General features: G+C 40.0%; 16 protein-coding genes. 8 read left to right on the forward strand and 8 right to left on the reverse strand.

Features of this window, described 5'->3' with window-relative positions; genetic code table 11:
* Positions 1–298: 298 nt before the first annotated feature.
* The 3 genes from RYL77_RS03975 to RYL77_RS03985 form a co-directional block, all read right to left on the reverse strand.
* On the reverse strand, positions 299–2,257 hold the full coding sequence (locus tag RYL77_RS03975) for a peptide ABC transporter substrate-binding protein (protein ID WP_315010029.1): 1,959 nt from the start codon (positions 2,255–2,257) through the stop codon (positions 299–301).
* A gap of 205 nt (positions 2,258–2,462) precedes the next feature.
* On the reverse strand, positions 2,463–4,430 hold the full coding sequence (locus RYL77_RS03980; RefSeq protein WP_315010031.1) for a peptide ABC transporter substrate-binding protein: 1,968 nt from the start codon (positions 4,428–4,430) through the stop codon (positions 2,463–2,465).
* A 276-nt stretch (positions 4,431–4,706) separates the two neighbouring features.
* On the reverse strand, positions 4,707–6,317 hold the full coding sequence (locus RYL77_RS03985) for an alpha-glucosidase (protein ID WP_315010033.1): 1,611 nt from the start codon (positions 6,315–6,317) through the stop codon (positions 4,707–4,709).
* A 152-nt stretch (positions 6,318–6,469) separates the two neighbouring features.
* Here RYL77_RS03985 and RYL77_RS03990 point away from each other — a divergent pair, with 152 nt between their 5' ends.
* Together RYL77_RS03990 and RYL77_RS03995 are read left to right on the forward strand one after the other, a co-directional pair.
* Positions 6,470–7,954: a DUF1846 domain-containing protein gene (locus RYL77_RS03990; protein ID WP_315010036.1), complete on the forward strand. Its 1,485-nt coding sequence runs from the start codon at positions 6,470–6,472 to the stop codon at positions 7,952–7,954.
* A 94-nt stretch (positions 7,955–8,048) separates the two neighbouring features.
* Entirely contained in the window at positions 8,049–8,531 is a 483-nt protein-coding gene (locus RYL77_RS03995) for an S-ribosylhomocysteine lyase (RefSeq protein ID WP_315010038.1), read from the forward strand.
* Between the two features lie 59 nt (positions 8,532–8,590).
* Here RYL77_RS03995 and RYL77_RS04000 read toward each other — a convergent pair whose 3' ends face one another.
* The 5 genes from RYL77_RS04000 to rsmH form a co-directional block, all read right to left on the reverse strand.
* On the reverse strand, positions 8,591–10,696 hold the full coding sequence (locus RYL77_RS04000) for an ATP-dependent Clp protease ATP-binding subunit (RefSeq protein WP_315010040.1): 2,106 nt from the start codon (positions 10,694–10,696) through the stop codon (positions 8,591–8,593).
* A gap of 338 nt (positions 10,697–11,034) precedes the next feature.
* Complete coding sequence (gene mraY, locus RYL77_RS04005) at positions 11,035–12,015, reverse strand: phospho-N-acetylmuramoyl-pentapeptide-transferase (protein ID WP_315010043.1); 981 nt, start codon at positions 12,013–12,015, stop codon at positions 11,035–11,037.
* A 1-nt stretch (position 12,016) separates the two neighbouring features.
* Positions 12,017–14,269 (reverse strand): penicillin-binding protein PBP2X, encoded by a 2,253-nt coding sequence (pbp2X, locus tag RYL77_RS04010; protein WP_315010045.1) that lies wholly within the window; start codon positions 14,267–14,269, stop codon positions 12,017–12,019.
* Positions 14,270–14,272: 3 nt separating this feature from the next.
* The gene (gene ftsL, locus RYL77_RS04015; protein WP_020902171.1) at positions 14,273–14,590 is read right to left on the reverse strand and encodes a cell division protein FtsL; all 318 of its coding nucleotides are present in this window, start codon (positions 14,588–14,590) and stop codon (positions 14,273–14,275) included.
* 9 nt (positions 14,591–14,599) lie between these two features.
* A complete protein-coding gene (gene rsmH / locus RYL77_RS04020; RefSeq protein WP_313970284.1) occupies positions 14,600–15,550 on the reverse strand; it encodes a 16S rRNA (cytosine(1402)-N(4))-methyltransferase RsmH in 951 nt (316 codons plus the stop codon).
* A gap of 166 nt (positions 15,551–15,716) precedes the next feature.
* Between rsmH and RYL77_RS04025 the strand changes: the two genes are divergently transcribed.
* From RYL77_RS04025 to RYL77_RS04050, 6 genes are read left to right on the forward strand one after another with little or no spacing between them, the layout of a single operon-like run.
* Positions 15,717–15,911 (forward strand): helix-turn-helix transcriptional regulator, encoded by a 195-nt coding sequence (locus RYL77_RS04025; protein WP_001082471.1) that lies wholly within the window; start codon positions 15,717–15,719, stop codon positions 15,909–15,911.
* Positions 15,912–15,931: 20 nt separating this feature from the next.
* Positions 15,932–16,474, forward strand: a complete 543-nt coding sequence (locus RYL77_RS04030) for a DUF3278 domain-containing protein (protein WP_315010049.1) — start codon at positions 15,932–15,934, stop codon at positions 16,472–16,474.
* Positions 16,475–16,484: 10 nt separating this feature from the next.
* Positions 16,485–16,727, forward strand: a complete 243-nt coding sequence (locus RYL77_RS04035) for a hypothetical protein (protein ID WP_000711745.1) — start codon at positions 16,485–16,487, stop codon at positions 16,725–16,727.
* 10 nt (positions 16,728–16,737) lie between these two features.
* Entirely contained in the window at positions 16,738–17,061 is a 324-nt protein-coding gene (locus tag RYL77_RS04040) for a hypothetical protein (RefSeq protein ID WP_050203691.1), read from the forward strand.
* A 26-nt stretch (positions 17,062–17,087) separates the two neighbouring features.
* Positions 17,088–17,666 carry a DUF3278 domain-containing protein gene (locus RYL77_RS04045; RefSeq protein ID WP_315010052.1) on the forward strand — a complete coding sequence of 193 codons (579 nt, stop codon included), beginning with the start codon at positions 17,088–17,090 and terminating at the stop codon, positions 17,664–17,666.
* Positions 17,663–18,139, forward strand: coding sequence for a glutathione peroxidase (locus RYL77_RS04050; protein WP_315010054.1), 477 nt, complete (start codon positions 17,663–17,665; stop codon positions 18,137–18,139). The genes RYL77_RS04045 and RYL77_RS04050 overlap by 4 nt, the downstream gene beginning before the upstream one ends.
* Positions 18,140–18,448 lie beyond the last annotated feature (309 nt).

Below are 18,448 nucleotides of genomic sequence, written 5' to 3' on the forward strand. Positions count from 1 at the left end.
ACGTTGACGCGGTTTGAAGAGATTTTCGAAGAGTATTATAGTAGATTGAAATAAGATATGAACAAATAAATGAGGGAATTTGTAATGGATTGAAGTTAGAAGAGTAGACCATGGTTGCTAAAACATTTCTAGAAATTAATTTTATTTTATTAATTGATTAGTTCGAATCCTACTTCAATCTACCATAAAATAAAAAAACGCATACTATCAGGTATTGAAAAACCTTGATACTATGCATTTTATTTCGAGGGTATTTACTTCATTTTCTCCTGAAATTGAGTTTTTCCCAGCCTATCATTTATTTAACATGATTTTCTGCTTCTTTTTGAGCTTTTTCGATTGCTTTTTTGCTTTCTTGCTCCCATTTAGTCTTGGCTTCTTCATACTGTTTAGTCGTAACAGTATCTTTTTGCAGTTTCATATACTTATAGTTATAACCGTCACCCTTGATACCGACCAATGAGTATCCTCTTGTAAATGGTATCACTTTGGTCACAGAAGCAGTCCCTCCTCCTGACATTGCTGACATAATAAGAGAGTTAGCAATCATCCAAGCCTGAGCTTCAGCATATTTCTCATAGCGTTTGCTTACATCTTTATTTTTACTATCCGCATCTTTGAGCATTTTAGTGTAAGTATCCAAACCTAGGCTAGCAATCTTCGCTTTATCTTCCTTGGCATCTAGACCAAAAATCTTGAGATAGAATCCATCCTCTGCATTGAAAGGATTGAGGTAAGTAGATGGATCCTGATAATCCGCTACCCAACCATCAAAACTTAAATCATAATCTCTTGCATCGGGAGTAGGAGCCAAGAAGGCTACATTATTGTACTCATCTGTAGAGAGTTGCTGAACGTCAATAACAAGATTATCAGCACCTAAAACAGACTCAAGAGTCTGTTTCACAGAATTCATACCAGTCACAGCATTTTTATTTGTCTGATCAACAGCTATATCCAAGTGAATTGGGAAGGTCACACCTTGACTTGCCAAGTCTTTTTTGGCTTCTGCAAATTTTGCTTGGGCTTTTTCTTTGTTAAAATAGGCATCCTGCGCATCTGCTAGATTCATACCTGCCCACTCTGTTCCATAGTTGACCAATTTAGAAGCGACTACTTCTCCAAAGGTCTTGTCTCCAACTTGGACAAATGTAGGAGGAACTAGGGTGTTCCGAAGGGTCTTGCTAGCCGCTTCTTCCCCATTTGACTGGGCAGAATAGGCTGTGCGGTCCAAGGCAAAGTTCACCGCTTGGCGGAAGTTCTTGTTCAAGACAGCTGACTCAGTTGACTTCTTCTGCTCATCTGTCGTTTTAGACGTATGGTTATATACCTTACGGTTGACGTTGAAATTGAAGTACCAAGAAGTCTTGTCCTGCAGGCTATAGACGATATTATCCTTATATTTTTCCTTAGTTTTAGCAAAGTTAGAACTATTTGGATAAACCCCAGCGATAGAATAAGCTCCACTTTCAAAGTTGCGGATGGTCAATTCTTGGTCTGATCCATCAAAGTAAGCCAATTTAACGTGTTCAATTGATACTTTATCATGATCGTAGTAATGCGGATTTTTCACATACTCGATTGATGATTTTGATGTGAAATCTTTTAACAAATAAGGTCCGCTGTAGAGAATGCTATCTGGAGATAGGGTACCAAAATCTTTCCCTTTTGAATTTAGAAACTCTTCGTTTACTGGGAAAAGAATACTGTTGGTTATTTTTGAGTTCCAGTATGGCTCTGGGCGTGTCAAAGTATACTCAACAGTCTGGTCATCGATGGCCTTCACACCAACCTTAGAAAAGTCAGAATCCGCTCCTGTAATATAATCATTCAAACCCTTGATCGAGTTTTGAATCAAGTCAATGGCCTGTGATTTATTATCCACTGCGTACTTAATACCCGTTACAAAATCCTGTGCCTTGACTGGGGCGTACTCTTCACCGTCAGCTGTGAACCATTTGGCATCTTTTCTTAATTTGTAGGTATAAGTCAGACCGTCGTTTGAAACAGACCAGTCTTCTGCCAAAGATGGAACTAGATTCCCGTGGTTGTCATTCTCAAGCAAACCATCAACTAGGTTGGTTATAATTGATGTATTGTCAGCATAGTAGTCTAATAAATAGTTAAATGTAGTTGGATTTCCACTAAAGGTTGATGAGTAAGTTTTTGTATCTGAACCTGATTGCCCGCAAGCAACTAAAAGCAAAGCAACCGTAAAGGTCAGGCCTGCGCTAAGGACACGCTTCTTTGTATTCATCTTCTTTCTCCTTTATGTCAGTTTTTATAACATAAGCTTATTTTACCAAATTAGTGGGGATTTGTAAAGTTAATTGAATTTTGAGAATGAAAGTTTATAAACTCTAGGCATTAAAAAAACAAAGGATTCCTGTCTTTCATACAGTCCTCCCTTATTTTTATACGATTTATTAACTGAAAAACCATTTGTAGAAACGAGCCTAGACTCATTTTACGTGTTTTTCTAAATCCTTTTGATACTGAGCATTCGATTCCAGTTTTTCCTTTTGCCACTTCTTGAGAGCTGCCTCATACTCTTTCGTTGTGACAATATCATTTTGAAGTTCCATTCCTTTAAAAATAAATGGATCCCCTTTGATACCAACTTGTGAATAAGCTTTAGTAAATGGCACAGCACGACTTACCATAGGAGAACCTCCTGAAGACGCCACTGGAATAAGGAGAGAACTATCTGTTACCCAAGCTTGAGCCTTAGCATATTTCTCATAACGTTTATCAAGATTGGTCGTCTCAGAAGCAGCATCGTCCAAGAGCTTCTTGTATTCATCCAAGCCAACTTTCGCCATGACTTCAGGATCCTTGCCCTTTGTTATACCTAGGTGTTTCAAAGCAGAACCCTTCTTAGCATCTAAAATATTGAGATAGGTTGCTGGATCTTGGTAATCTGGTCCCCAACCTGTTCCGTTCAAATCATAATCTTTTTGAGTTGGCACTTTTGCTTGGGAAGTAATACTTTCCTTCTCATTATCTGTCATTTGAAGAACATCTACAATGACATTATCAGAACCAAGCGTTTCTTCAATCGATTGTTTTAATGAATTTGTCTGTTGAACTGCAACTACATCTGTCTGTTCTACTGGTACATCCAAATGAATCGGGAAACTTACTCCCTTGCTTTGCAATTCTGACTTCGCTTTCTCAAATGCTGATTTGGCCTTCGTAGGATTGTAAATTGTATCCTTACCATCTGTGAGAGTTACATCTTTCCACTGTTCTCCATATTTCAGTAGTTCATCCTGAGCCAGCTGTCCGAAGGTCTTCCCTGCTACCTGAACATAATTATCTGGCACTAGACTATTACGAATAATCTTATCCGCACCTTCTTCACCGTTTAATTGGGCTGTATAGGCATGACGATTAAAGGCAAAATTAATCGCTTGACGGAAATTTTTATTCAGCATAGCTTCTTTTGTAGAAAGCTTTTGTCCTTCATCTGTCTTGGCTGTTTTATTATATGATTGACGATTTACATTAAAAGTAAAGTAGTAGCTAGTTGCTTCCTGAGGGCTATAAATAATCTGATCGCCATATTTCTCTTTGGTTGAAGCAAAACTTGAACTATTTGGGAAAAGTCTCGCTGTATTATATGCTCCTGTAGAGAAACTACGGATAAGAGACTCTTGATCTGAACCGTCATAGAATGTTAATTTTACATTATCAACCTTGACATTTTCCTTATCCCAATAGTTAGGATTTTTTTCATACTCAATCACAGATTTAGAAATCAAAGATTTCAAAAAATATGGGCCGTTGTAAAGAATACTTGATGGAGTTGGTGCTCCATAATCCTTACCTGTTGCATTCAAAAATTCTTCATTTACAGGAAGCATGGTTGCTGTTGTTACTTTCGAGTTCCAAAAACTTTCTGGTTTATTAAGGGTATATTCTACCGTATAATCATCAAGAGCTTTAACACCTACAGTTGAGAAATCATTGCTTTCACCACTAACATAGGCCTCCAAGCCTTTGATTGATTTTTCAATCAAAGAAAGACCATCTGACTTACCATCTGCTGCATGTTTCAGACCTGTAACAAAGTCCTGAGCCTTAACTTCTGCATACTCCTCTCCTTCAGAAGTATACCACTTCACTCCCTTACGAAGTTTGTAAGTGTAAGTCAAACCATCGGCTGAAACAGTCCAATCCTCTGCTAAAGACGGAACAAGATTCCCATATTTATCATTCTCTAAAAGACCGTCAACAACATTACCAATCACGTCAGAGGTCGAACTTTTACTCGTAATGCTATAATCTAAGGAAGACGGATCTACTGCATAGACATAAGAAAAACTCCTCGGGGCATCTGCTTTCTTATCGCTTTTCCCACAAGCCGTTAAAAGAAGGGCTGTACTCATCGTTATTCCTGCTCCTAAAATCCACTTTTTAGATTTCATAATCAAACTCCTTTAGTAATATGTTATTTCCACCATTATACTCTATTTTATTCTAAATGCAAGAGCTTTCGACAGATTTTTTAGAAAATTCTAACAGATGTTATTCAAAAACATTTCAGTTGTAGATAGAGCACTCAAATCACATCTTTGAGGTCGGATAAATATCTGACCGAACTAAAGCATATCTACAGCATCCAAGGATGACCTTGTTTGAGAAGTTTTTGAAGAGTACTATAAAAAAGAATCTCAGCCCCAAAAGCTGAAGATTCTCTAGCTTTAGTCAGTCAATTCCACACAGAAAGCATCCCATGGAGCTAAGATTTGTTTTTCAAAAACTTCTTGAGCCACAGTATTTTCAATCAGGACTGATTTAACGTTTCCTTCTACTGCCAAGTCTTGCTCTTCATTGGACAAGTTAGCTACGACTAGGAATCGACGGTCACCATCTTTACGGATATAAGCAAAGACCTTGTCTGCTGTTTCCAATAGTTCAAAGTCAGCTCGAATCAGCCAGCTATTCTTTTTGCGGATTTGAACCAGTTTTTGATAGGTATAGAAAATAGAATCTGGATTTGCCAGTGCTTTTTGAACGTTGATTTCTTGATAGTTTGGATTCACTGCCAACCAAGGTTGACCTGTTGAGAAACCAGCGTTTTTGCTCTCATCCCATTGCATCGGGGTACGGGCATTGTCGCGACCAATGACACGGATACTATCCATAATTTCTTCCATCGGAACGCCTTTTTCAAGAGCTTCACGCGCATAGTTGAGCGATTCAATATCTTCTACTTGGTCAAGCGTCTCAAACGGATAGTTGGTCATCCCAATCTCCTCACCTTGGTAGATATAAGGAGTCCCTCTCATGAGATGAAGCAAAATTGCAAAGGCTTTGGCAGATTTTTCACGGTATTCTTGCTCATTTCCCCAGATAGAAACGATACGAGGAAGGTCATGATTGTTCCAGAAGAGGGAATTCCAGCCGTCCTCAACTCCTAATTCTGTCTGCCATTTGTTGAAAATCTCTTTTAACTTAGCAATATTCAGCTCTTTTTGATAGTGCCATTTAGGTTGACCTTCCTGATACTGAAGACAAATATGTTCAAACTGGAAGACCATAGACAATTCTTGCCCCTTCGGATCAGAGTAGAGCTTGGCAATCTCTGGCGTTGCTCCCCAGGTTTCCCCTACTGTCAAGAGATTCTTATCGCCAAAGGTCGCTTGATTCATCTCCTTGAGATAAGGGTGGAGCATAGGACCATTATTGACTACCTTCTCATCAGGAATTTTCCCAATCATGTCAATGACATCCATACGGAAACCGCCAATGCCTTTATCAATCCAGAAGTTCATCATCTCATAAATTTTCTGACGCAGTTTTTCATTTTCCCAGTTGAGGTCAGGCTGTTTCTTGCTGAAAAAGTGGAGATAGTATTGACCTGACTTTTCATCGTATTCCCAAGCAGAACCACTAAAGATAGAGTCTAGATCGTTGGGTTCATCACGCCAAATATAGTAGTCACGTTCAGGACTATCAGGATTTTCACAGGCTTCGACAAACCAAGCATGTTCATCTGAGGTATGATTAACCACCAAGTCCATGATAATTCGAATATCACGCTTCTTGGCTTCTGCGATCAGTTGATCCATATCCTCCATGGTTCCGAAAATAGCTGCAATCGCTTGATAATCAGCAATATCATAGCCATTATCATCCATAGGACTGTCATAAACAGGAGAAAGCCAAATCGCTGTGATTCCTAACTTAGCTAGATAGTCTAACTTACTGGTAATACCTGGCAAATCGCCAATTCCATCTCCGTTGCTATCCATAAAGCTCTTAGGATAAACTTGATAGACTACGGCATTGTGCCACCATTTTTCTTGCATCTTCTTACCTCATTATTTTAATAATCTATAGTCTATGATAGCGCTTTTCGGAATTTTGTGCAAGCGTTTGCCTAATCTTTTTGATTCCTTTTTTAACTCCATAGTTTCCTAACTTCCAATTTTTTATTATAATAGAGGTCAGAGGTAAAAAAATGAAAAAACAAGCTTTTAGTTCTGAACAATATTTGAATCTACAGCGCGACCATATTTTGGAGCGCATTAATCAATTTGACGGCAAGCTCTACTTGGAGTTTGGTGGCAAAATGTTAGAAGATTTCCACGCTGCTCGTGTCCTTCCTGGTTATGAGCCTGACAACAAAATCAAGCTCTTGCAAGAATTGAAAGAGCAGGTTGAGGTTGTGATTGCTATTAATGCTAGCAACATCGAGCATTCCAAAGCACGTGGTGACTTGGGCATTTCTTATGATCAAGAAGTTCTTCGTTTGATTGATAAATTCAATGAATTAGGGATTTTTGTCGGCTCTGTTGTCATCACACAGTACGCTGGTCAGCCCGCTGCAGATGCCTTCCGCAACCAACTTGAGAAAAACGGGATTGATTCTTATCTTCATTATCCAATCAAAGGATATCCGACGGATATGGACCACATCATTTCTCCAGAAGGTATGGGGAAAAATGACTACATCAAAACCAGTCGCAACTTGATCGTCGTAACCGCTCCTGGACCTGGTTCTGGAAAATTGGCAACTTGTATGTCAAATATGTACCACGACCAAATCAATGGTATCAAGTCTGGTTACGCTAAATTTGAAACCTTCCCAGTTTGGAATCTTCCCCTTCATCACCCTGTCAACTTGGCCTATGAAGCTGCAACTGCAGACCTTGACGATGTCAACATGATTGACCCCTTCCATCTCCAAACCTATGGAGAAACCACTGTCAACTACAACCGTGACATCGAAATTTTCCCAGTGCTCAAGCGCATGTTAGAGCGTATTCTTGGTGAATCTCCATACGCTTCTCCGACAGACATGGGTGTCAACATGGTTGGTTTCGCTATTACAGATAATGAGGCTGCTATCGAAGCTTCTAAACAAGAAATCATCCGCCGTTACTATCAGACTGTTCTTGATTTCAAAGCCGAAAAAGTGGGCGAATCTGCTGTCAAAAAAATTGAGTTGCTTATGAACGACCTCGGTATCACACCTGCAGACCGCAAGGTTGCTGTTGCTGCACGCCAAAAAGCTGAAGAAACTGGCGGACCAGCCCTAGCCCTTGAATTACCAAATGGGGAAATCGTCACAGGTAAGAACTCAGAACTCTTTGGCCCTACAGCCGCTGCTCTTATCAACGCTATCAAGAAATCAGCTAACATTGCCAAGGAAGTAAAACTAATCGAGCCTGAAGTTGTTAAGCCAATCCAAGGTCTTAAAATCGATCATCTCGGTAGCCGCAATCCACGCCTTCATTCAAATGAAATTTTGATTGCACTTGCTATCACAGCTACAGAAAATCCTGATGCTGCTCGTGCTATGGAAGAGCTTGGCAACCTCAAAGGAAGCGAAGCCCACTCAACCATCATCTTGACTGATGAAGACAAGAATGTCCTTCGCAAATTAGGTATCAACGTAACCTTTGACCCTTACTACCAATACGACCGCTTGTATCGTAAATAACGATTTCAACCTCTCCACTCTTGGAGAGGTTTTCTCTCTATCTCAGGAGCCAGCTTTGTGTTATAATGAAAGGAGAAAACTGAAAGGATTTACCATGTCAAAAGAAGTTATTGTTGAAAGTTTTGAACTTGACCACACTATTGTTAAAGCACCCTATGTTCGCTTGGTTGGAGAAGAAACAGGACCAAAAGGAGACATCATCTCCAATTATGATATTCGCTTGGTGCAACCAAACGAAGACTCTATCCCTACTGCTGGTCTTCACACTATCGAGCATCTCTTGGCCAAACTCATCCGTACCCGTATTGACGGCATGATTGACTGTTCACCATTTGGGTGCCGTACAGGCTTCCACATGATTATGTGGGGACGCCATACCAGCGCTGAAATTGCGGCTGTTATCAAGGATTCGCTCAAGGAAATCGCCGAAACTACTACTTGGGAAGATGTCCCAGGGACAACCATCGAATCTTGCGGAAACTACAAGGACCACAGTCTCTTCTCTGCTAAAGAATGGGCAAAACTCATCTTGGAACAAGGAATCTCAGATGATGCCTTTGAGCGTCATGTGATCTAAACGCAGAAGGAACCAGTTTTTTCAGCTGGTTCCTTCTTTTTTATTTTCAAAATTTTGTCTTAGGCTTTTTCACGAATGACCAAAACGCCATCTTCCATATCTGCTTCCAGATGTTTGGTATCTAGGTGATCCAAATGGAAGTCTGTCACCTTATCCCGAATTTCTTGTTCAACCACGCGACGGAGCGGACGAACACCCATGACTTCATCATAGCCTTCTTCTGTAATATAGTCCTTAGCCGCTTGACTGACTACCAAATCAATGTCTTTCTTAGCCAAGGTTTGGTTGACTTCAGCCAACATCAAGTCCACAATCTTAGAAAGATCTTCCTTCGTCAAGTGTGAGAACTCGATAACTGCGTTAAAGCGGTTGAGGAATTCTGGACGGAAGAATGGTTTCAAACGATCCATCAATTCTGGTTTATCCGCATCTTCTGTCAAGTTGGCTTCATAGCCAAATCCAGCATTTGAGGTCGCGATAATGACTGTGTTTTTGAAGTTCACCGTATTTCCTTGACCATCTGTCAAACGACCATCATCCAAGACTTGGAGGAGAAGGGTAATGACTTGAGGGTCAGCCTTTTCAATCTCATCCAAGAGAATGATAGAGTATGGATTGCGACGCACACGTTCTGTTAAGGTATTGCTATTGTCATCATAACCCACATATCCTGCTGTTGTACCGATTAGCTTAGAAACGGCTGTACGGTCGCTGTATTCAGACATATCCAAACGGATGATTGCGTCCTTGGTTCCAAACATATCTAGCGCCAATTGCTTAGCAAGTTCTGTCTTACCAACCCCAGTTGGACCTACAAAGAGGAAGCTACCGATTGGGCGATTGCCTTCATCAAAACCAGCACGGTTACGACGGATAGCACGAGCGACAGCTTCAACTGCCTTATCTTGACCGATCACCTTGTCTTGCAAGCGATGAGCCATATCTTTCAAACGTTCGATGTCCGATGCTCCCATTTGTGACACTGGAATACCGGTCATTCGTTCTACAGATTCAGCCACATCGTTGACACTTGCAGTCACCTTCATATCTTCTGTGTGGTTTTCAATTTTCTTTTCCAATTCTGCAATGCGTGTTTTATAGTTTAGAGCTGCTTCAAAATCTTCTGCCTCAACTGCTTTTTCTTGCTTGTCTTTTTCTACCTCTATTTCACGTTCAACAGCATGCACATCTGTTACAGGATGCTGAGCTGCCAAGTGAGCTGCCGTTACATCGACAAGGTCGATAGCCTTATCTGGCAAGCTACGTTGAGGAATGTACTGAACAGAATAATCCACTGCTGCTTTCAAGACTTCATCTGGCAAGATGACATTGTGGTGTTGTTGATAGAGGTCACGAATTCCTTGAAGGATTTTAAAAGTATCCTCTGCTGAAGGAGCATTGACCTTCACTTCGTTGAAACGACGAGCAAGAGCAGCATTCTTCAAGATGGTGTTACGGTATTCGTCTTGAGTTGTCGCTCCAATAACGGTCAATTCTCCACGAGAGAGGGCCGGCTTGAGAATATCCGCAAGCCCTTTAGAACCACTATCTCCACCAGTGCTACCAGCACCGAGAATTTGGTGAATTTCATCAAAGAAGAGAATGATATTTCCCGCTTCTTTTACTTCATTGACTAAGTTTTGAACGTTTTCTTCAAAGCTACCACGGTATTGAGTACCAGCCTCAAGACCTGAAATATCAATGGAAATAATTTCCTTATTCTTGATGGCAGCTGGAACATCACCGTTCACAATGGCTTGTGCCAAGCCTTCGACAACGGCTGTCTTACCAACACCTGCGTCTCCGACTAAAACAGGATTGTTCTTGGTACGGCGTGAAAGAATTTCAGATGTTTCTTGAATTTCCTTGTTTCGTCCGATAACAGGATCCAACTTGCCCTCACGCGCTTCTGCTGTCAAGTTTCGACCCAGTTTAGCAAGGACACCATCTTGTTTCATACCTGAAACCTGTTGTGGCATTTGTCCATCAGCTTCTGCATTTCCTGGTAATTGACCTGTCGCACGATAGTGAGCAAATTCCTCAGGTGTGACTTCACGTCCATTAATCAAGTAACGACGATTTTCAGAACTGTATCCTCGCATACCACCCATCAATTGGTTAAATAAATCATCCATGTTGTTAAAATTATTAAAGTTGTTGTTCATATTCTTTACCTCTTTTTATTTACTTAGTTATGATCACTGATATTGACTATCTTTGACCTTTGTTTTAAAAAATTTAGATTAGCTAAATGGCTACTCTAGGTACTATTTCTGGTTTTTCTTTTTCAAGCAGGAGTAGACTATCTTTACTTCTGAAGATTTCTAGATTAAACATAGACCCACCTCTTTCTATTTTACTTTAAATAAGTGTTCTAGTAAGGCTTTCATTTACCTTACGTTCATAATATACTACATTAGTCAGAAAAGGTCAAGAATTTTGACTTTAATTGACCAATATTTTTTAGAATGCAAAAACACCCTGAAACGTCAGGGTGCCATTCTTACATCAAATATAAAATTGCTAGGGTCAGAAGACTTGCTAGAAGTCCCACTCCCCAAAAGAAGAAGTCAACCTTCCACTCGCTCCAAGGATTTCCTTTACCAGACAATCCTCCAAGCTCAAAATGGTGATGCACAGGTGTCATACGGAAAATACGTTTGCCACCTGTCAGTTTGAAGTAACTTACTTGCATCATGACTGAAGTTGTTTCAAAGACATAAATAATTCCGATAACTAAGAGAGTCCATTCTTGGTGGAGAGCCATAGAGATTGCTGCTAGCATTCCACCGAGAGCTAAACTTCCCACATCCCCCATAAAGACCTTAGCAGGCTTGTGATTAAAGACGAAGAAACCGAGCAAACCACCAATCATGGCTAGAATCACCAGAAGAATATCCATCTGACCTTGCACATAGGCAATAACTCCATAAGCAGACAAGCTAATCACAACTGAAATACTAGCCAGACCATCAATTCCGTCTGTCAAGTTTACTGCGTTTGAAAAACCGACTAGCCAGAAAAGAGCGAAGACAATATAGAAAATCCCTAGATGCACTTGGTAACCAAAGACAGAAAGCATATCGCCACCGCGCTCATAGAAAAGGTAGAAAATGACGCCACCTAGAAGCTGAAGAGCCAATTTCTGTTTGGGATTAAGGCCCTCATTGATTTTACGAAAGACCTTGAGAAAGTCATCTAAAAATCCGATTAAGCCATAAAGAACCAAGATGAATAAAATCATGCCGACATTATTGCTGAGTTGGTTACTGAATAAGGCAAGAAAGAAAGCAACCAAAACAGAAGCTATTAAGAAAACCAAGCCTCCCATTGTGGGCGTGCCAGCTTTTGCCTGATGCTGCTTGACATCCTCATGCATCTGCTGGCCTGTAATTTGCGCCTTTCTATAAAATTGGATAAAGGCCGGAATTCCTACCAAAGTTAGTAAAAATGTCACAATTCCAGCACTGATGGAAATAAACATATTAGTCTCCTAAAGTTAATTTAATTTTTTTAATGTTTTTGATAGCTGTATTAGTCCGAACATCCTGCTTCTGAACGACGGAACCTGAACCTTCAAATTCCAGCTCGATATCCAACCATTTAGCAAAGGTCTCGGCAGTCTCTTTTTTCCAGCCATACATGTCTGGAATTTCTTCTACCTTATCCGATAAAAGGAGAACTTGTTGGTTTGGTGCAAGATTAGTCCCTTCTTCTACAGAAGTCTCTTTAATCTTTGTTCCAGTACCTACAACGATTGGTTGCACAATATTTCGGCGTAAGGCTTCCGCCAAATCACCAGGTGAAATATCCTTGATGCTAGGCATTGCATAAGAAGATTCTGTCGTAACTTTATCTAAATTTTTGGCTGGAGATTGAAGATTGAGAGATTCTTTCATAGCTGAAGCCCGCTCCAAGATTGGGGTGGCAAATTCTCCCAACTGGATACCTGAATAATGCTCAGGCTGTTGAACCGTTACATACAAGATAAAATCAGGATTTTCAGCAGGATTCATAGTCACAACTGAGAAAATATAATTGGTAGAACCAACCAAGTATCCTCCATTTTTCTCATCAGCGATTTGAGCCGTACCGGATTTAACTGCTACATTTTGTCCAGGAACTGTTATAATTGGCTTTCCTGTGTAGTGATTATACATAGTTCCATATAGAGGGTCCGTCCCAACTAAGATCATGTGATTTCGAGTTGTGCTTGCTGTCTCTTTGGAAACAGGATTTCCTACTATTTCTTTTTGTGACTTACGTACAGACTGATTGTTAGTATCATAAATAGCACTTATAAATTTTGGCTCCAGCATAACTCCATCATTAGCAATAGCTGTAAAGGCACGAAGCATTTGTGTTTGTGTCACTGAAATTCCTTGCCCAAATGAGCTTTGAGCAATACTAACAATATTATCAGCTGGAAGTTGACCAGCGTATTCATCTGTCAAGCCAAAGCGAGTTGGGACCCCAAATTTAAAGCGGTTTAGATAATCCAACCAAGTAGCATCTCCCATTTTTTGTTCAAGTAGACTCATTGCAACATTACTGGAGTGAGCGAAACCTTGTGAGAAAGTCATCATCCCACCAGTCGTCAAACCATCATTAACATCCCAATCTCGAGTCGTCGCATCCGCTATTTTAAATTCACTGCTATTGAAGTATTCTCCACTTGGGAAGGTATTATTATCAATAGAAGAAGCTAACGTCATAACCTTCATGGCTGATCCTGGTTCATAGTTACTTTGATAAAGAATATCACGCCAAACAAAGTCCTCAGTGATTCCTTCTTTAGTATCTGCATTAAAGGTAGGTCGTTGGGTGGTAGCGAGGATTTCACCGGTCTTTGCACTGACCAAGGTCGCGGTCATATACTTACCTTTTACTTTTTCTAGAAAGGCATCCATCTGAGTTTCCATGAAAGATTGTAGCGGACTAGACAATGTTGTATAAACATCCTTGCCATCCACAGTTTGTTGCGATACCAGTTCTGTACCTGGTACGATATTTCCTACACGGTCTTTTTCATAGGTAATAATACCGTCTGTCCCAGCAAGAATGGTATTTAAAGAACTCTCCAAACCAGAAGTCCCTAACAAACTCTTACTACCATCCTCATTTTCATGAAGTTGGGCTAAGCCAATAAAGCTAGAAGCAAATTGTCCATTTGGATAGCTTCTGTTAGGGCTAGTTGTAAAGTCAATCCCTTCCACACTAGCATCTTTCAAATCTTTTTTAATAGCCATCATATTGGCATAGGTAATCCCATTTCCTTTTGCTCCAAAGGAAACTTGGGTCAGATTTGGTTGGGCTAATTGCTCTTTCACATAAGCTTCATCCATGTCCAAATACTTATGGAAGATTTCAGCTACCTTATTAAACTGCGAATCCTCTACATAAAGAATTTTTCCCGTTGCTGACTTGTATTTTTTATCAATAACAGCATATACGTTATAGGAGGTCGCATCTTCAGCGATGGGTACTCCATTACGATCATAGATGGTTCCACGCTTAGCAGGAACTGTGCGAGTTGTTTGGTGAACTTTCTTAGCTTCTTTTACTAGGTTCGCTCCAAACTTACTACCACTCCCGATAATAACAGCAAAATTGACCAAAAAGATAGCGAAAAGTACGACAGCTAACAAACTGATGTACTTGCCGACTATTCTACGGTTTTCTGCTGGAGATTTACGATTTCTTATCGCAAATCGGGTTATTTTTTCTGTCCATTTCATATCTTACTCCGCTGTTCGGATATTTTCGTTATTCAATTTCAAATCTTTTTTATCTGCAATCTCTTTCAAGCGCTCTGAACGAATCAATTCATTCACTTCCTGCTTGGCATCGTCCAGCTCTGTCTTCTTCTCCTCTATCTGCGCATTGATTTTTGTCAAATCACTTTGCACTTGCAAGAGTCGTGTCTGCATAAAAATAATACTCACTGCTAAAACGAGAGCCGTAAAAGCGATGGAAAGATAAAAAGCCTTCTCCACACGGGAGAATTTTTTTATACGACTCTGCAAGAATTGACTGGTTGTTTCTTTTTTATCTACCATTTTTTCCTCTTACTTGTGAATTTTTCTGGCCACGCGCAACTTAGCTGAGTGCGAGCGGTTATTGGCTTCTAATTCTTCTGCACTTGGCAAGATTGGCTTACGGGACACCAATTCCATCTTGGGCTTGAGGTCATCTGGGATGAAGGGCAAACCTTTTGGAACTTCCACCGTTGAAGCTTCCTTGAACAATTGCTTGGTCAAGCGGTCTTCTAGTGAATGAAAGGTAATCACTGAAATTCTACCATCCAGAGCCAACATGTCCATAGCCTGCTGGATAGATTCATCTGCCGCCCCCAGTTCATCATTGACTTCAATTCGAATAGCCTGGAAAATCTGCTTGGCAGGATGGCCCTTCTTCTTGAGCTCCTTGGCAGGTTTGGCCGACTTGATAATTTCAGCTAACTCAGTCGTTGTCTCGATTGGCTTGACTTCACGTGCTTGTTCAATCTTACGTGCAATCTGTTTAGAGAATTTGTCCTCGCCATATTTGAAGAAAATTCGAACCAAGTCATGATAGTCATAGTGGTTCACCACTTCATAAGCTGTCAGACTAGCTTCCTGATTCATCCGCATGTCCAGTGGCGCATCCTTTTTATAAGAAAAACCACGCTCACGCTGGTCCAGCTGAGGACTAGACACTCCCAAGTCATAACAAATTCCATCAATTTCCTGAACACCAGCTTCGCGCAAACGTGCCTGTAAATGACGGAAGTTATCCTTGATAAAGGTCACCATTCCCTTTTCAATGTAAGGTGCCAAACGTTCTTGCGCATTGTCAATGGCATTCTGGTCCTGGTCAAAAGCATAGAGATGGCCTTTTTCACTTAATTTACTTAATAAATATTCGCTGTGGCCTGCTCCACCCAAAGTCGCATCAACGTAGATACCGTCAGGCTTTACGTCGAGCATATCAATCGTTTCGTGGAGTAAGACCGTTACATGATGAAATTCTTTTGTCATATCTTATCTATTTTACCACAAATCTGACCAGCTTGCACTAGTCAGACAAATAGGCCAAAAACAAGTAAGATTTCTTTAAGAAATATGTCAAATATGTTTGACATTCGCTCTATAGAAGAATATAATATAGTCAAATATATACGACATAAATCAGAAAGGAGAACAGATGAATCGTGTGAAAGAATTTCGCAAGGAACTGGGCATTTCCCAGCTCGAACTCGCCAAGGATATCGGTGTCTCGAGACAAACCATCAATATGATTGAGAACGACAAGTACAATCCAACCCTGGAACTCTGTCTCAATCTCGCCCGCAGCCTCCAAACTGACCTCAACAGTCTCTTTTGGGAGGATAATTTTTAAAAAAGGAGCCAACTCAACTTATGAAAAAAGAAACCTTCACTGAAAAACTGATCAAACGCACATACGGTATTTCTGGTCCCCTTGACGAATACAAACGGCGTGAGGCCGATCGTATTGGGAACCAAGTCTTTATCGTCCTCTTTTATCTGATGATTTTCGGAAATCTTATTCCACTCCTTCTGGCCTATAAATACCCTCAAGAAGTGGCTCTAATCTATCCTCCTCTGATTTTAGTGATTGCCCTCATCGCTGCTGGCTATGTCACCTACCAAATGAAAAAAACAGGGATTACAGCTATTGATCCAGATATGCTGAGTGAGAAAGAAAGTAAGCAACTACATTACCCTGGTCTGAAAGCAGGTTTGTTCTTTGGTCTATGGATGTTTTTTATAACTCCTCTTCTAAGTATACTCATAGGCGAAAGTCCGGACTATTTTAATTCTCTTCTCACTATAAGAAATGGTGTATCAAGCATTCTCGGTTCTATTTTCTTCGGAGCGAGCATACAGTTCCTCATCTCCCGTCGCATTGCAAAAGCCAAGAAAAATCAAGATAATGATTAGGAGGTGCCCTATGAAAAAAGAAAAGAAACAGTTACGTTATCCTGGTCTGAAAGCAGGTTCGATTTATGGAACAGTGATATTTTTTATAATTCCACTCATTGATACCCTAACAAGTGAAAATCCAAATTTTATCACTTCTCTTCTAAATACAAAACATATTTTTAAAACTATACTGGGAGCTTTCTTTTTCGGAGTGATGATACATATTGTCGACTCACTTCGTATTGCAAGAGCTAAAAAAGACCAGGATTAAGAGGTGCCCTATGAAATCATTACTAACTTTACTTACCTATCATCTTTTGTTCAGTTCTCTGCTCATCTTCATCATCGTTTCAGGGAACTTAATCAGAGAGATATTCCTCGTGCTAGTCTTTGTTCCAGCCCTTAACAAAGGACTGACTTATCTAAAGATTGACTCCCAAAAAACACGCATACTCAACTTAGCACTATGCTTTATGATTCTATCTTTACCACAACTGATGCTCATCTCAAGCGATTGGAAATATTATTTACTGCTGACTATCGCTAGCCTTTCTTCTATCACTTATCTTTATTATCTCTATCAATTCGTAAAAGAAAATCAGTAAAACCGCTCATTTAGGAGGTTACTAGCATGAAAAAAGATGACTTCACCACTCGCCTACTTCGAAATCTCTTTCATATCCAAGGCCCTTTTGATGAATGTCGGCAAGAGATTATCTACAAAGCTTGTGCCCGTTCCATGGTCCAAATCGTTTATTCTTCCTTCTTCCTCTTCTTGTTTTATCTGTTATTTGGACGCTTCATAGAGGTGGTTCGCTATGCCATGCCCTACGTATACTCTGGACTCATTTTTTTCATTACTTTAAAAACTCAAAGATCCGTCAAAGAACTCCATCTGGAAAAAGATGACAAGTCAGAAATCATCCTAAAAACCTACAGCAAAGCCCAAATCAAATTTCGAAGCTGGATTGTGTTTATCGGTATTCAGATTGGCCTCTTTACCCTACTCATCTTTCATAAAGTCTTCGTTCAGCAGATGTCCCTTCCAGATTTTGGGAAGTTGCTCATGCAATTCGATAAAAGTGTTCCTTTCCTGATGTATGGCCTGATTATCGGTAGTATTTTCGGAACCCTGACCTACGGATTTCTATCACTACAGGAGGAGAAAACTCCTAAAAATACCAAACAGAAGGAGAAAAGCAAGCAATGACTTCATTATACGATTTTTCAGTCTTGAACCAAGACCATCAAGAAACTCCACTAGAGACCTATCGTGGTAAGATTCTCTTGGTTGTCAACACTGCTACTGGATGTGGTTTAACGCCCCAGTACCAAGGACTTCAAGAACTCTATGATCGCTATCAAAAACAAGGTTTTGAGATTTTAGACTTCCCTTGCAATCAATTTATGGGACAAGCACCAGGTAGCGCAGAGGAAATCAATAGTTTCTGTAGTCTACACTATCAAACTACTTTTCCTCGTTTTGCCAAGATCAAAGTCAACGGTAAGGAGGCAGATCCCCTCTATGTTTGGTTGAAAGACCAGAAATCTGGCCCACTAGGAAAACGAATTGAATGGAATTTCGCTAAATTTCTTATCGGTCGAGACGGGCAGGTATTTGAACGCTTCTCTTCAAAAACAGACCCACAACAAATTGAAGAGGCGATACGAAAATTACTCTGATTTTTTGAATACATCCTTTCATTTAGTTTAATTTTTGAAAGAATGTATTTTTTCTTTAAAAAGCAAGTGAATTTCTTTAAGTTAGATTGATTTTCTTACATTTCTCTATTGCATTTCTTGAAATAATTTAGTATATTTGTTATATTAAGGATTTTGGGTCATTTTAAAGATTAAGATGGCAATTTAAATTTTTTTATCTTAAGATGAAAGCGCTTAAATAGGAGGAAGGTTATACTCAAACTATTGAACAAATCAACTATCATTAAAGAAAATCGTTTCCAAGTCATACTTGGGCTCAGACAGTAGCTG

The organism is uncultured Streptococcus sp. (genome assembly GCF_963516515.1).
Lineage (GTDB): Bacteria > Bacillota > Bacilli > Lactobacillales > Streptococcaceae > Streptococcus.

Excerpts from the sequence above, each read along its gene's own strand:
- RYL77_RS03975 (WP_315010029.1), bottom strand. The coding sequence starts at position 2,257 with ATGAATACAAAGAAGCGTGTCCTTAGCGCAGGCCTGACCTTTACGGTT.
- RYL77_RS03980 (WP_315010031.1), bottom strand. The coding sequence starts at position 4,430 with ATGAAATCTAAAAAGTGGATTTTAGGAGCAGGAATAACGATGAGTACA.
- RYL77_RS03985 (WP_315010033.1), bottom strand. The coding sequence starts at position 6,317 with ATGCAAGAAAAATGGTGGCACAATGCCGTAGTCTATCAAGTTTATCCT.
- RYL77_RS03990 (WP_315010036.1), top strand. The coding sequence starts at position 6,470 with ATGAAAAAACAAGCTTTTAGTTCTGAACAATATTTGAATCTACAGCGC.
- RYL77_RS03995 (WP_315010038.1), top strand. The coding sequence starts at position 8,049 with ATGTCAAAAGAAGTTATTGTTGAAAGTTTTGAACTTGACCACACTATT.
- RYL77_RS04000 (WP_315010040.1), bottom strand. The coding sequence starts at position 10,696 with ATGAACAACAACTTTAATAATTTTAACAACATGGATGATTTATTTAAC.
- mraY (WP_315010043.1), bottom strand. The coding sequence starts at position 12,015 with ATGTTTATTTCCATCAGTGCTGGAATTGTGACATTTTTACTAACTTTG.
- pbp2X (WP_315010045.1), bottom strand. The coding sequence starts at position 14,269 with ATGAAATGGACAGAAAAAATAACCCGATTTGCGATAAGAAATCGTAAA.
- ftsL (WP_020902171.1), bottom strand. The coding sequence starts at position 14,590 with ATGGTAGATAAAAAAGAAACAACCAGTCAATTCTTGCAGAGTCGTATA.
- rsmH (WP_313970284.1), bottom strand. The coding sequence starts at position 15,550 with ATGACAAAAGAATTTCATCATGTAACGGTCTTACTCCACGAAACGATT.
- RYL77_RS04025 (WP_001082471.1), top strand. The coding sequence starts at position 15,717 with ATGAATCGTGTGAAAGAATTTCGCAAGGAACTGGGCATTTCCCAGCTC.
- RYL77_RS04030 (WP_315010049.1), top strand. The coding sequence starts at position 15,932 with ATGAAAAAAGAAACCTTCACTGAAAAACTGATCAAACGCACATACGGT.
- RYL77_RS04035 (WP_000711745.1), top strand. The coding sequence starts at position 16,485 with ATGAAAAAAGAAAAGAAACAGTTACGTTATCCTGGTCTGAAAGCAGGT.
- RYL77_RS04040 (WP_050203691.1), top strand. The coding sequence starts at position 16,738 with ATGAAATCATTACTAACTTTACTTACCTATCATCTTTTGTTCAGTTCT.
- RYL77_RS04045 (WP_315010052.1), top strand. The coding sequence starts at position 17,088 with ATGAAAAAAGATGACTTCACCACTCGCCTACTTCGAAATCTCTTTCAT.
- RYL77_RS04050 (WP_315010054.1), top strand. The coding sequence starts at position 17,663 with ATGACTTCATTATACGATTTTTCAGTCTTGAACCAAGACCATCAAGAA.